General features: G+C 50.8%; 13 protein-coding genes. 12 read left to right on the plus strand and 1 reads right to left on the minus strand.

Annotation, left to right across the window (positions count from 1 at the left end):
• Window positions 1–48: 48 nt before the first annotated feature.
• Genes ACSX1A_RS05930 through ACSX1A_RS05945 form a run of 4 tightly spaced genes read left to right on the plus strand, consistent with a single transcriptional unit; the run spans window position 49 to window position 4,875 of the window.
• Window positions 49–1,776 carry an NAD(P)H-dependent oxidoreductase subunit E gene (locus tag ACSX1A_RS05930; RefSeq protein ID WP_439882703.1) on the plus strand — a complete coding sequence of 576 codons (1,728 nt, stop codon included), beginning with the start codon at window positions 49–51 and terminating at the stop codon, window positions 1,774–1,776.
• A complete protein-coding gene (locus ACSX1A_RS05935) occupies window positions 1,763–3,058 on the plus strand; it encodes a 2Fe-2S iron-sulfur cluster-binding protein (RefSeq protein WP_439882704.1) in 1,296 nt (431 codons plus the stop codon). The genes ACSX1A_RS05930 and ACSX1A_RS05935 overlap by 14 nt, the downstream gene beginning before the upstream one ends.
• Entirely contained in the window at window positions 3,051–4,520 is a 1,470-nt protein-coding gene (locus ACSX1A_RS05940) for a Ni/Fe hydrogenase subunit alpha (protein WP_439882705.1), read from the plus strand. Before ACSX1A_RS05935 ends, ACSX1A_RS05940 begins: the two co-directional genes overlap by 8 nt.
• A complete protein-coding gene (locus ACSX1A_RS05945; protein WP_439882706.1) occupies window positions 4,501–4,875 on the plus strand; it encodes a hypothetical protein in 375 nt (124 codons plus the stop codon). Before ACSX1A_RS05940 ends, ACSX1A_RS05945 begins: the two co-directional genes overlap by 20 nt.
• 104 nt (window positions 4,876–4,979) lie before the next feature.
• Here the strand turns inward: ACSX1A_RS05945 and ACSX1A_RS05950 are convergent, their stop codons facing one another.
• Complete coding sequence (locus ACSX1A_RS05950; protein WP_439882707.1) at window positions 4,980–5,582, minus strand: rubrerythrin family protein; 603 nt, start codon at window positions 5,580–5,582, stop codon at window positions 4,980–4,982.
• Between the two features lie 381 nt (window positions 5,583–5,963).
• Between ACSX1A_RS05950 and ACSX1A_RS05955 the strand changes: the two genes are divergently transcribed.
• From ACSX1A_RS05955 to ygiD, 8 genes are all read left to right on the plus strand, one after another.
• Window positions 5,964–6,563, plus strand: coding sequence for a TetR/AcrR family transcriptional regulator (locus ACSX1A_RS05955; protein ID WP_439882708.1), 600 nt, complete (start codon window positions 5,964–5,966; stop codon window positions 6,561–6,563).
• Between the two features lie 13 nt (window positions 6,564–6,576).
• Window positions 6,577–7,863 (plus strand): TolC family protein, encoded by a 1,287-nt coding sequence (locus tag ACSX1A_RS05960; protein WP_439882709.1) that lies wholly within the window; start codon window positions 6,577–6,579, stop codon window positions 7,861–7,863.
• A 17-nt stretch (window positions 7,864–7,880) separates the two neighbouring features.
• Entirely contained in the window at window positions 7,881–8,837 is a 957-nt protein-coding gene (locus ACSX1A_RS05965; protein WP_439882710.1) for an HlyD family secretion protein, read from the plus strand.
• Entirely contained in the window at window positions 8,834–9,760 is a 927-nt protein-coding gene (locus ACSX1A_RS05970) for an ABC transporter ATP-binding protein (RefSeq protein ID WP_439882711.1), read from the plus strand. The genes ACSX1A_RS05965 and ACSX1A_RS05970 overlap by 4 nt, the downstream gene beginning before the upstream one ends.
• Window positions 9,760–10,503 (plus strand): ABC transporter ATP-binding protein, encoded by a 744-nt coding sequence (locus ACSX1A_RS05975; RefSeq protein WP_439882712.1) that lies wholly within the window; start codon window positions 9,760–9,762, stop codon window positions 10,501–10,503. The genes ACSX1A_RS05970 and ACSX1A_RS05975 overlap by 1 nt, the downstream gene beginning before the upstream one ends.
• Window positions 10,504–10,884: 381 nt before the next feature.
• Window positions 10,885–11,991, plus strand: coding sequence for an ABC transporter permease (locus ACSX1A_RS05980; protein ID WP_439882713.1), 1,107 nt, complete (start codon window positions 10,885–10,887; stop codon window positions 11,989–11,991).
• The gene (locus ACSX1A_RS05985; RefSeq protein ID WP_439882714.1) at window positions 11,988–13,106 is read left to right on the plus strand and encodes an ABC transporter permease; all 1,119 of its coding nucleotides are present in this window, start codon (window positions 11,988–11,990) and stop codon (window positions 13,104–13,106) included. Before ACSX1A_RS05980 ends, ACSX1A_RS05985 begins: the two co-directional genes overlap by 4 nt.
• A gap of 121 nt (window positions 13,107–13,227) precedes the next feature.
• Complete coding sequence (ygiD, locus tag ACSX1A_RS05990) at window positions 13,228–14,061, plus strand: 4,5-DOPA dioxygenase extradiol (protein ID WP_439882715.1); 834 nt, start codon at window positions 13,228–13,230, stop codon at window positions 14,059–14,061.
• Window positions 14,062–14,228: the final 167 nt, after the last annotated feature.

The raw sequence follows: 14,228 nt of genomic DNA on the forward strand, positions 1-14,228 counted from the left end.
TAAGAACGAATGTTGATTTGTATTGTTCAGGCGCCAGCACAATTTGCAATGAAAACAAGGGAAAGGACATATCTATTGGACCGGTTGTGGGAATTGCAGCACGACCGTGGTTACCTGAGCGATGCCGATATTGCTCAAGTTGCTGTGGAGTTTGGGATCTCTCCGGTGGATGTAGAGGGCGTAGCAGGTTTTTACCATTTCTTTCACAGGCAGCCCACCGGAAAGTATACCATCTACCTGAATAACAGCATTCTCTCCTGGTTTCATGGGTTTGAGCGGGTAAAAGCCGCTTTTGAAAAAGAAACCGGAGCCCCTTTGGGAGGCGTAGACCCTACAGATACGTTTGGGTTTTTCGAAACATCCTGCATCGGCCTTAGCGACAGGGAACCGGCAGCACTCATCAACTTTCACCCTTTTACAAAACTCACGCCACAGAAGGTAAAGCGCATTATCAACGGTCTTAAAGATGGTAAACCGCCGGCAGAACTGGCAGATGCTATTGAGGAAAAAGTGCGTTACAAGCCGCAAAAGGATAAAGCTATACTGCTCAGAGCCTTTGAACCAGGTAAAGCGTTAGCCAGGTTACAGGGCCATTCCCCGGAGGAAGTGATAAGCACGATCAAAGACTCCGCCTTATCTGGCAGGGGAGGCGCTTTTTTCCCGACAGGCATGAAATGGGAGTTTGCCCGCAAGGCGAAAGGCACGGTGAAATACATAGTGTGTAATGCTGATGAGGGGGAGCCAGGTACCTTTAAAGATCGTGCTTTGCTTAACCTGCTGCCGGGTTTGCTGATAGAAGGGATGATCGTGGCTGGCTATGCCGTGGGCGCAACAGAAGGTATTATCTACCTGAGGGCTGAGTATACCTGGCTGCTACCCAAGTTGCATGCTGCACTGGAGGAGTACCGCCAGAAAGGCTATTTAGGAAAAAGTATAAAAGGGTTGGGCAAGTATAAGTTCGATATCCGGGTGCAACTGGGGGCAGGGGCTTATATCTGTGGCGAAGAAACTGCTTTGCTGGAGTCGCTGGAAGGGAAGCGTGGAGAGCCTCGGCTAAAAAACGTGTTCCCGACGGATAAAGGTTTTTTGGGTAAGCCAACCGTCATCAACAACGTGGAGACCTTTTGTGCTGCAGCCCGCATCATAGAACTGGGGGTAGAGCATTTTAAAAGTATGGACACACCAAAATCTACCGGCACTAAGCTCTTAAGTATAGCCGGCGATTGTAAAAAGCCGGGGCTTTATGAAATAGAATGGGGGATGAAACTGGGAAAACTGCTGGAGCTGTGTGGTGCCGAAAACCCAAAGTACATCCAGGTCAGTGGTCCTTCCGGCGAGCTTATTTCTATAGATGAAAAAGATCGGGCCATCTCCCAGGAAGACATCCGTTGTGGCGGTTCGGTGATGATCTTCAATGCGCAGCGCGACCTGTTCACCATACTTCAAAACTTCTCCCGCTTCTTCACCTATGAGTCCTGCGGCCTTTGCACGCCCTGTCGCGCCGGAAACCCACAACTGCTGCACATGATCGAGCGGATGATAAAAGGACAGGCAGCACCCGGCGATGTGGAGAAGGCCCTGCAATGGTCCGCCATCGTTAAACACAACAGCCGTTGCGGCCTCGGGCAAACCTCACCAAACTCATTGGAGCAGGCCATACACAAGTTCCCGGAGCTGTTCCATGAAAAGCTTGTGCCCGACGATAAGTATAACCGGGAGTTCAGTTTAGAAAAGGCCACAGAAGCTTATAACCGTTTAACACATGCCGAAGACTAAGAAAGAAGTAACGATCGTACTGGACGGCAAAAAGATAAGGTGTGCCGAAGGGGAAAATCTGCTGAAAGTAGCACAGGCTAACAGCACTTTCATACCTGCAATTTGCTATTTCGATCACCTGGACCCACCGCTGGGAACCTGCCGCGTGTGCACCGTGAAAGTGAAAGGTAAGTTTACCGCCGGCTGCCAGGTGATGGCAAAAGAGGGGCTGGAGGTGGAGGTGATGACGCCGGAGCTGCTGGACCACCGGAAGGCCGTGGTGGAGATGCTGTTCACGGAAGGAAATCACATCTGCCCGCTTTGCGAGAAAAGCGGGAAATGTGTGCTGCAGGCGCTTGGCTATGAAATGGGGATGGAAACGCCACGCTTCCCATATACTTTCCCGAACCGCGAGATAGACTATAAACCGAAGCACCTCATCATGGAAAACCACCGGTGCATACAGTGCAAACGCTGCGTAGAGGATGTATTTACAGATGAAGGCAAGCCGGTATTCTATTTTCAGCAGCGCGGCAAGGAGACCTTCGTGGCCGTGGACTATGAGCAGGAGGCGAAGCTATCGTATGAGCAGGCGTATCGGGCCATGGAGATATGCCCCGTAGGAACCATCCTTCTGAAAGAGGACACAGTGGAGACACCTGGCTATCGGAAGTATGACAAAGTGCCTATCTCTGAAAAACCGCCCGAGGAGGAGAAAAAGCAGGAGTTAGGGCCACAGCAGGAGGTTAACCCTGCGGAGGTAAAGAAAAAAGTGGTGGCCACCGTTTCGCTGGCGGGTTGCTTTGGCTGCCACATGTCGATGCTGGACATGGACCTGGATTTGCTGGACCTGATCGAAGTGGTATCGTTTAACCGTTCTCCTTTTACTGACATTAAAGATTTTACACGGCGTTGCGATGTAGGCCTGATCGAGGGGGGATGTTGCAGCGATGAGAATGTGGAAGTGCTCCGGAAGTTCAGGGAGAGTTGCGACATACTGGTATCGGTGGGGGCATGTGCCATTAACGGAAACCTGCCGGCACTACGCAACTGGATGCCGCTGGAGCAAACGCTGAAGGATGCCTACTTACGCACCCCGACTGCAGATAAAACAGCGCTCATTCCGCACCACGAGGACCTGCCCAAAATACTGGACAAAGTATACCCTTGCCATGAGGTAGTAAAGATCGATTATTTTATACCTGGTTGTCCGCCGGGAGGAGACCATATCTACAAAGTGGTGCAGAACCTGCTGTTCGGAACAAATTACGAGGTGCCTTACGAAGAGTTCAAGTATGACTAAAGACAAAGCCATGAACCGGAAGATAGCAATAGACCCCATTACGCGGGTAGAAGGGCATGGGAAAGTGACGCTGCACCTGGACGAAAGGAACCGGGTAAAGGAGGCGCGCTTTCATATTGTGGAGTTCCGTGGTTTCGAGAGCTTTGTGAAGGGGCACCCGTACTGGGAGGCGCCGCTGCTGGTGCAGCGCCTGTGCGGTATCTGTCCGGTTAGCCATCACCTGGCGGCAGGCAAAGCCATAGACCAGATCGTGGGCATTGATCCGAAGAACCTGCCTGTTACAGCCACCAAAATACGCAGGCTACTGCACTTTGCCCAGGTTTTCCAGTCGCATGCCACACACTTCTTTTACCTGGCTTCCCCCGATCTGCTTTTTGGAACCGATGCGCCACCTGAAAAACGAAATATCATGGAGGTGGCGGTGGCAAACAAAGAACTGGCGAAAAAAGGAATCCAGATGCGCAAGTTCGGACAGGAGCTGATACAAGCCATCGCAGGCAAAAAGATTCACGGAATTTCAGTAACGCCCGGGGGCGTGCACAAAGGCTTATCCAAAGCAGAACGACAGTTTTTCCTGGATGGTAAGGCCGTGCCGTCTGTAGATACCATGATTCAATGGTCCCTGGAGATGCTGGCTTTTCTGAAGGGCTATCGAGAAAAACACAAAGTATGGGTGGATACGTTTGCAGCCTTCTCGTCCAATCACCTGAGCCTGGTAGCGCCAGACGGAGCCCTGGAGCTGTATGATGGAAACTTTCGGATAATTGATGCAGCGGGTAATAAAATCATTGATCAGGAGCCTGATACGGCTTATCAGGAGCTTTTTGGAGAAGCAACTGAAGTATGGACCTACCTCAAATTTCCATACCTCAAAAGCCTGGGCCGTGAGAAGGGGTGGAGCAGGGTTGGTCCGCTGGCCCGCATGAATGTGTGCAATTATGTACCTTCTCCGCTGGCTGAGCGGGAACGGCAGTATTTCAAATCCCTGACAGATAACAAACCCAGCAACAGCTCCATGCACACGCATATTGCCCGTATGATAGAGGTGCTGCATTGTGCCGAGCAGATGAAGGTTTTGCTGGAGGATGACACCCTGGATAAAGGGGAGCTGGTACGGCAGGGGGAGCACCGCAATCTTGGTTTCGGCGTAATCGAAGCGCCGCGTGGCACACTGATCCACCATTACGAGGTAGATGACGAGGGCATGATCACAAAATGTAACCTGATCGTTTCTACCACGCATAATAACGAGCCTATGAACCAGGCGGTAAAGTGGGTGGCCAATAACGTGCTGGACGGGCAGCCGGAGATAACAGAAGGGTTGTTGAACCAGGTAGAAACTGCCATCCGCACCTTCGACCCCTGCCTGAGCTGCGCCACCCATGCCCTCGGGCAGATGCCGCTCAAGATCTCGTTGTTTGATGCTGAAGACAAGTTGCTCGATGAAAAAACGAAAGACTGAAACAGCCTTGTTGATCGGTATCGGCAATGCTGCCCGCCAGGATGATGGTTTGGGCTGGGCTTTTGTGGAACGGGTAGAGCAGGAGGGGTTATTTAAAGGTGATCTGCTGTTCCGGTTTCAGCTGAACCTGGAGGATGCCGAGCTTATCTCAAAGTATAAGCAGGTCATATTTGTGGATGCTCACAAGAGGGAAATACCAAACGGATTTATGTTTGAGAGGTGTGTTCCGGATGCCGGAGCGGGATTCTCTACGCACCAGCTCCCCCCGAAAGCACAGTTTATCTGTGCCAGCAACTATATGAGCAGCTGCCAGAGGCCTGGGTACTTGGAATACAGGGGTATGCCTGGGAGTTAAAAGAAGGGCTCTCAGCACAGGCACAAGTAAACCTGAACAAAGCACTTGCCTGGTTGCAGCGGTTATCATTAAAGCAGTGCTAAGAACCTTTCTTTATATTGTTATCACTTTTCGATCAACAGGTACTCTTCCTCCGCAAGCTTAGGTTTTGGCGCAGGTTTACCGGGAGATACTTCGAATGTAGCGCCGGTTACACTGCTCACATAGTAGTCTTTCTTTTTGTTCTTACCCAGATTCTTCAAAGCATCCTCAAACAGCTTTTCATGCTGTGCCTCCGCTTCCATGGCATAGGTAAACGATTTTGTTGCCTGTGGCACACTTTCCATTTTTGCTATTTTTACATACTCCGGATACATGGCTTCCGTCTCCTGCTTTTCACCTTCTATCGGCTCCTTCAGGTTATCACGTGTTTTCTCCACTTCCACTTCTTCATACACGATGGCATCAGGGGTGGCACCCATCGCTTCAATAGCTTGCTGGTGGTTCCGCATGTGGATCGATTCGGATTTTGATACAGCCCTGAAGAGCCTGGCAACCTGATCCAGGTTTTCTTCAGCTGCTTGTTCTGCAAACATAGCATAGCGCCTGGAGGCATTTGCTTCTGCCTGGTACGCTTTCTGAAGGTTTGCGAGTGTTTGGCCCTGCTGCTGACCAAACGACTGGCCGTAGCAAAACAGGATGAAGAGCATTACTATAACCTTTTTCATAGCACTATTAAATAGATGGTACAACTCCAGAACATCAAAGACCTCTGAATCAATTACTGATGCAACTACATTTCCGTGAACAGTAGCCGGATTAGTGTAGATGTAACAGGGCACAGTTTAAAGGGTATAAAGTTTTTAAGTAAAGAATTTTGCCTGCTTTAAGCTGTTGCTGCATGGGCATTTTAATGGAGGGGGAACTATACTGATGATACAAACCAATAGGGCTTTTTAGATCGAACAACACAAAATCAAGTGTAAAAACAGACAGAAAAGCCCTGAAATCAGGCGCCCAACCCTTTGCCCGGAAAATTACTTGCATGTGTTTTATGGAATTACTTATTTTGTATTAACCGTATGGTTAAACAATGCGGTTAATATTTTATGGAGCAAACCACAGAAGCGCGTATTTTAGCTGCTGCACGTAATGTGTTTCTGACAAAAGGGATGGCGGGTGCCCGCATGCAGGACATTGCCGACGAAGCAGGCATTAACAAAGCTTTGCTGCATTATTACTTCAGGAGCAAGGAAAAGCTGTTTGAAGAGATATTCCGGCAGGTGTCGGGGCAGCTATTGCCGCGCATTAACCAGATCATAGAGTCTGATCTCTCCCTATTCGATAAGATCTATACCTTCTGCCACGAATACATTGAGCAGATGCTACAAAATCCTTTTATCCCGCTTTTCCTGATTGATGAAGCCAACAAGCAACAAGGGGAGTTCCTGGAGAAGCATTGGGGACATCAGCGGCCCAAACTGGAGAAATTTTCGGAACAGGTAGAGAAGGAAGTACGCTTGAAAAGTATAAGGCCAACACAACCCATGCAGCTCTACATCAACATGATGTCGATGTGTATTTTTCCTTTTCTCTCAAAACCGATCCTGCAATATGTATCTGGAACCGATGATGCTTTTTTCCGGCAGATGATGGAGGAACGCAAAAAGGAGATACCTCAGTTTATCATCAATTCCATCCGAATCTAATGAATTTAGCTACATGTTAACTAAATGGTTTACTAAAAAAGGGAGGCTTTTGGTTGTTTGCGTGCTGGGTGTGCACCTGGCACAGGCGCAGCAGCCCACAGCCCTCACCCTGGAGCAGGCGCAGGAACAGGCGCAGCAAAACTACCCTGTTACGCGGCAGCGCGACCTGGTAAGGCTAACGGAGCAATATACCCTCGAGAACCTGAATAAGGGGTACTTTCCGCAACTGTCCGTCAATGGCCAGGCCACTTACCAGTCCGAAGTTACGCAGCTAAGCATACCCCTGCCGGGGGTGGAGGGGCCGCAGCTCAGCAAAGACCAGTATAAGATCACTGCTGATGTTAGCCAGGTGCTTTTTGATGGCGGACTGATCAGGCAGCAAAAAAAGGTGCAGCAGCTGAATACGGCCGTGGAGAGCCAGAAAGTGGAAGTGGAGTTATATAAGCTGCGTGAACGCATCAATCAACTTTACCTGGGCGTCCTGCTCCTGGATGAACAACTGGACCAGGTAAAACTGGTGTCCGAAGATCTTCAGACTGGAATCAATAAAGTGGAGGCGCAGGTGCAGAATGGGGTTAGTTTCCGGTCTAATTTATACTTGCTGCAGGCCGAGTTACTCAAAAACACCCAACGGCAGTCTGAGTTGCAGGCCTCGCGTCGCGCACTTGTGCAAACCCTGGGGCTGTTCCTGAACCAGTCTTTACCGGATGAAGTAGTACTGGCCGCTCCGGCAGCCTATGAGGTGCCGGATACTACCGCGATACAGCGGCCGGAGCTGAAACTGTACGCACAGCAACAGTCGCTGCTGGAGCAGCAGAATAAGTTGCTGCTGGCGCGCAATCTGCCTAAAACAAGCCTGTTCGGGCAGGGCGGCTACGGCAGGCCCGGCCTTAACTTCTTGCAGAACCAGTTTGACTGGTGGTACCTGGCAGGTGTCAGGCTCAACTGGTCCATCAGTAATTTTTATACTTACAGCAATGATAAAGCGCTGATCGATGTAAACCAGGAAATGACCGAGGTGCAAAGGCAGACCTTTCTGCTCAACACCCGGGCACAGCTCACGCAGCAGGCAGCGGAAATACTAAAGCTGCAGCAGATGGTTGCCACTGACCGGGAGATAGTGACGCTACGCGAAAAAGTGAAGGCCGCAGCTAAGGCCCAACTCGAAAATGGCGTGATCACGGCCAACGATTATTTGCGCGAAGTATACGCCGAAGACCAGGCCCGGCAGGCGCTCCTGCTGCACCAGCTTCAGCTCCTGCAGGCACAGCTCAACTATAAAACCACCCTTGGCTATTAACTGAAACATCCTCGAACATGAAAAATATATTCTTCTATACTTCGCTGCTACTGTTCACGGCACTTTATGCATGCGGCAACAAAGAACCTGAATTTGATGCAACCGGCACTTTTGAGGCCGACGAAGTCATCGTATCGTCGGAGCTGGCCGGCAGGATAGACTCTTTTACAGTGGAGGAGGGCCAGCAACTGCCCGCCGGCAAGGTAGTAGGGGTGATCGACGCGGAGAACCTGGCGCTGCAGAAAGAGCAGGTGGAAGAAAGTATAAATGCACTCGAAGAAAAGACGTTGGATGTGCAGCCACAGGTGCGTTTATTACAGGATCAGCTCAAAGTGCAACAGTCGCAGCTGGTTACCTTGCAGCGGGAGCGCGAACGTACAAAAAACCTGATCGCCGCTGATGCCGCCACCACCAAGCAGCTCGATGATATAAATGCGCAGATAGATGTTTTGAATGGGCAGATGCAAGTAACGCAGCAGCAGATACAGGTGCAGCGCACCTCTGTTTCTACCCAGAACCGCAGCGTGCTCAGTGAGAGCAAACCCCTGCAGAAGCGCGTGGCCCAACTGGAGGAGCAACTCGGCAAAGCCACCATCACCAACCCGGTGTCCGGTACGGTACTGACTACCTATGCCGAGGAGGGAGAGGTGACTGCCGCAGGAAAAGCGCTTTACAAGATTGCAGACCTCTCTACCATCACGCTACGCGCCTACATTACCGGGGAGCAACTGCCGGAAGTGCGGCTGGGAGAGCAGGTAACAGTGCTGGTCGATCAGGGGGATGATTACAAGAGGTTACCGGGCACCATCACCTGGATATCAGATAAAGCAGAGTTCACCCCAAAAACCATCCAGACGAAAGATGAGCGGGCCAACCTGGTGTATGCCATGAAAGTGAAAGTAAAGAATGACGGCTACCTGAAGATCGGGATGTATGGCGAAGTAGTGTTACCGGAAAAGAAGGGGGAAGAATGAGCGCTGCAGTAGCAGTACGTGATCTGCTGAAAACTTACGGCACAAAAAAGGAGCAGGTAGAGGCGCTGAGGGGCATCTCCTTCGAAGTGGGGCAGGGAGAACTGTTTGGGATCATCGGCCCGGATGGTGCCGGAAAAACAACGCTCTTCCGGATCCTGACCACTGTTTTGCTGGCCGATAAAGGAGAGGCTATTGTGGATGGGTTTGATGTGGTGCGCGATTATAAGCAGATACGCCAGCGGGTGGGCTACATGCCCGGGCGCTTTTCGCTGTACCAGGACCTGACAGTAGCCGAAAACCTGCATTTTTTTGCTACCATCTTCAACACCACCATCGAAGAGAACTATGAGCTGGTAAAAGACATTTACGTGCAGATCGAGCCGTTCAGTAACCGCAGGGCCGGCAAGTTGTCCGGGGGCATGAAACAAAAGCTTGCGCTCTGTTGTGCCCTCATTCACAGGCCTACCGTACTTTTCCTGGATGAACCGACAACAGGCGTGGACGCCGTGAGCAGGAAGGAGTTCTGGGAGATGCTGAAGCAGTTAAAAAGCCAGGGCATCACCATACTTGTGTCTACGCCCTACATGGATGAAGCCAGCCGCTGTGACCGGGTAGCCCTGATGCAGCAGGGGCAGTTGATGAAGATAGATACGCCCGAGGGGGTGATCCGCGATTTTGGTAAACCGCTCGTGGCTGTTAAGTCGCCGGACATGTTCCGTTTGCTGAAGGAGTTGAAGGCTTTCAGCGGCCTGCTCGACAGCTACCCATTTGGCGAATACCACCATGCGGTGCTTAAACCGGGAACAACGGAACAGGACCTTGGCTTATACCTGCAACAACAGGGGCATGAGGCGCTGGAACTGCACCCGGTGCGCCCGAACATAGAAGACTGCTTTATGGACCTGATGAAAACCGCCTCCTGATGGAAAACACGAACGTGATCACAGCCGATGGGCTCACCAAACGCTTCGGGGATTTTACAGCCGTGGATGCCATCTCATTTGAAGTGCAGCGCGGAGAGATATTCGGGTTCCTGGGAGCTAATGGTGCAGGCAAAACCACTGCCATGCGTATGCTTTGCGGGCTTTCAATGCCTACCTCGGGTAACGCTACCGTGGCTGGCTTTGATGTATACCGGCAAACAGAGCAGATCAAGCGCAGCATTGGCTACATGAGCCAGAAGTTCTCCCTGTACGAAGACCTGACGGTGCGGGAGAATATCCGGTTTTATGCGGGCATCTACGGCAAAAGCAGGTCCTTTATCAAAGAGAATACCGGGAGGCTCCTGCAGCAACTGCACCTGGAAGGGGAAGGGAATAAACTGGTGAAGTCACTGCCGCTGGGCTGGAAACAGAAACTGGCCTTCTCGGTAGCGATCTTCCATGAGCCGGAGATCGTGTTCCTAGATGAACCCACCGGCGGCGTTGACCCTGTCACGAGGCGCGAGTTCTGGAACATGATCTACGAAGCAGCTGAAAAGGGCATTACGGTATTCGTGACCACCCACTACATGGATGAAGCCGAATACTGCAACCGTGTCTCCATTATGGTGGACGGGCGCATAGACGCGCTGGATACACCCCAGAACCTGAAAAAGCAGTTCGAAGCGGAGAGTATGGACGAGGTATTTCTGAAGCTGGCGAGAAAAGCAACGAGGGGTGAGTAACCGTGTGGTAAGTATAAAAAGTATAACCGGCGCGGGTATTAACCCGAGCCGAAGTATGGAAACGAGTTTCAGGCTCGCATTAACTGACGGTTAAAGTATAAGCACTCCAATGCTTCAAGTTTGCAAATGGAGCATGCCATGCCGCCAGTTTGTAACTGGCATTAGCTTCACCGAAGCTGCAGGTTGAGATGCGCCAGTTGCAAACTGGCCTCATTTCCACCACAAGTTGCAAACTTGCGGTATGGGAGGTAACTATAAAACACAGAAGTATAAAGTATGAATAGCCAAATTCCACGCCTTAGAAAAGAAGGGGTTAGGGGTAGTTGGACCCGGAAAAGCACCTGCAACCACCACCAAGTATACACATAAAAGAACTCCACCATGAAACAGTTCTTATCCTTTGTCCGCAAAGAGTTTTACCACAGCTTCCGGGATCCGCGCACGATGTTTATCCTGCTGGGCATGCCGGTGGTGCAGATCATTATTTTTGGCTTTGCGCTCACCAACGAAGTGAAAAACTCCCGCATTGCAGTGCTCGATCAGTCAAAAGACGCTGCTACGGCCTCGCTGATAGCGGAGCTGGATGCGAGCCGCTATTTTGAGCTCGAGAAGGACCTGCAGTCTTACCAGGAGGTGGAGGAGGAGTTCAGGAAGGGAAACATTAAGCTGGCCGTGATCCTGCCGCAGCACTTTGCAGAAGACCTGCAGCACCTGAACAAGGCACAGATACAGCTAATTGCCGATGCATCTGATCCGAACGTAGCCAATACGCTTACCAATTATGCCACAGCTGTTATACTGGCGTACCAGGAGCGCATCACCCATGGCCGCAAACTGCCTTATACCATCAATACCGAGTTCAGGATGCTCTACAATCCGCAGCTAAAGGGCGCTTACAGCTTTGTGCCGGGCGTAATGGCCATGGTGCTGATGCTGGTCTGTACCATGATGACGGCCATCACCATTGTGCGGGAAAAGGAGATGGGTACGATGGAGGTGCTACTGGTGTCGCCGGTGCGCCCGCTCAAGATTGTGCTCGCCAAAGCAGTGCCCTATCTGATGCTTTCCATGATAAACATTGCAAGCATCCTGCTATTAAGTGTTTTTGTGCTTGGCGTGCCCATAAATGGCAGCCTGTCGCTGCTGGTGCTCGAAAGCATCCTTTTTACGCTTACTTCGCTGGCGCTGGGGCTGCTAATTTCTTCGGCCACCGATTCGCAGCAAACAGCCATGTTTATTTCCCTGACGGGTATGTTCCTGCCCACGGTGATGCTGAGCGGGTTTATGTTCCCGATCGAGAACATGCCCCGTATTCTGCAGCTTATTTCTAACCTGATCCCGGCAAAGTGGTTTTACATCATCGTGCGCTCTGTCATGATCAAGGGCGTAGGATTGGCTGCCGTATGGCAGGAGACGCTGATCCTGACAGGGATGCTGTTGTTTTTGCTTTTTTTGAGTATCAGGAAATTTAAGATCAGGATAGGATGAGCACGCTTCTGTTTTTACTGCAAAAGGAATTCCGCCAGATCTTCCGGGACCCGGCCATACTTCGGATCATCTTCGTGATGCCCATGATACAGCTGCTTGTGCTGCCCTGGGCCGCTGATTACGAGATGAAGAACATCCGCCTGAGCGTAGTAGACCATGACCATTCTACCTACTCGCGGCAGCTGGTGCACAAGATCACTTCCTCTGGCTATTTCCGGTTAGATACCTATTCGGCAGCTTTTCCTGATGCCATGAAGGAGGTAGAGGAAGACCGGGCCGACCTGATCCTGGAGATCCCCGCTGATTTCGAGAGAACGCTGGTGCGGGAGAACGAGGCAACGCTTTTTATGGCCCTCAATGCCATCAACGGTGTTAAAGCCAATCTGGGCGGGGCTTACCTGCGCACCATCATACAGGATTATAACCGGGAAGTGCGCATGAAATGGATACAGCTGCCGCGCTTCAGCCCTGTGACAAGTATAGAAATAACTTCGCAGAACTGGTTTAACCCCTTGCTCAATTATAAATACTTCATGGTGCCCGGCATCCTGGTTATACTGGTTACTATGGTGGGCTCCTTCCTGGCCACGCTTAACATCGTGAAGGAGAAGGAGGTAGGCACCATAGAGCAGATCAACGTGACACCCATCCGGAAATATCATTTCATACTAGGCAAGCTCATTCCGTTCTGGGTGCTGGGGCTACTGGTGCTCACGGTAGGTTTCTTTTTATCCTGGGTCATCTATGGCATTGTGCCCGTGGGCAGCTTTGTGACTGTTTATGTGTTTGCGGCTATTTACCTGCTGGCGGTGCTCGGCCTCGGGCTGCTCATCTCCACGTATGCCTACACGCAGCAACAGGCCATGCTCATTTCATTTTTCATGATGATGGTTTTTATCCTGCTCAGCGGCCTCTATACTTCTATTGATAGCATGCCCGAATGGGCCCAATGGATCACACGGCTTAACCCTGTAGCTTATTTTATTGATGTTATCCGGCTGGTGGTCTTAAAAGGGGCAGGGCTTGCCGATATCAAACGGCAGATCGTGATCATCCTGGGTTTTGCTGTGGTATTAAACTCGTGGGCAGTACTAAGTTACCGGAAGCGGACCTAAGCGAAATTGCCTGAAGCAGCTATTGTAGCTGGTACCTTCCTTTAAAAAGGGAGCATTTTGCCTTTAAATATGTTTACTAGATCGAGACAGTGTAACTCACATTTTAACCGGAGGAGCAGGAATGACCACATTATCTGATTTTAATAAATTTACTGATAGCCTGGCCGAGCAGGAGCAGCTAATGCCTGTGCTGTTTATCGGCCACGGGTCCCCCATGAACGGTATCCTGGATAATGAATTTAGCCAGAAATGGAAACAGTTAGCCCGTGAGATACCGGTGCCAAAGGCAGTGCTGGTCATTTCGGCGCACTGGTTAAGCAAAGGCACCCGCATCACGGCCATGGACTTCCCGAAGACCATCCACGACTTTGGCGGTTTTCCGCAGGAGCTCTTCCAGGTGCAGTACAACGCGCCGGGTAGCCCGGAAATAGCCAGAGAAACGGCAGCCATTTTAACGTCTGCTACTGTAGAACTGGACCACGACTGGGGGCTGGACCACGGTGCCTGGACCATTGTGCGGCACATGTACCCGGAGGCGAACATACCCGTTTTGCAGTTAAGTATAGACTATACCCAAGGGCCGCGCTATCATTATGAGTTGGCAAAAGAACTGGCGGCTTTACGTAAAAAAGGCGTGCTGATCATGGGCAGCGGCAACATGGTACACAACCTGCGCATGGTAGCCTGGGATAAAATTAACGAACCCGAGTATGGCTTTGACTGGGCAGTGCAGATGAACACAAAGTTTAAAGAACTGATCAGCACCGGTGACCACGATGCCCTGGTCAGGTATGAGCAACTGGGCCCGGAAGCCAAACTTGCCATACCAACCCCCGAACACTACTGGCCGCTGCTTTACACACTGGGTTTGAAAGGGAGCAAAGACGATGTTTCATTCTTCAACGACAAAGTGGTAGGCGGCTCCCTGACCATGACATCCGTGCAAATAGGATAACCTTCTATAGCTTCTTTACCCCTGGTATGTATCTGCTGCCAGGGGTTTTTTTACGTAATTCCTGCCATGTTTGGTATATAGGCTTTACCGGATACTATGTGATTATAGAAACAAATAATTTTATTATTTGTATACATGAATTGACTGCTTAATTTTCATGAAATCAG

The organism is Pontibacter sp. MBLB2868 (genome assembly GCF_051904785.1).
Lineage (GTDB): Bacteria > Bacteroidota > Bacteroidia > Cytophagales > Hymenobacteraceae > Pontibacter.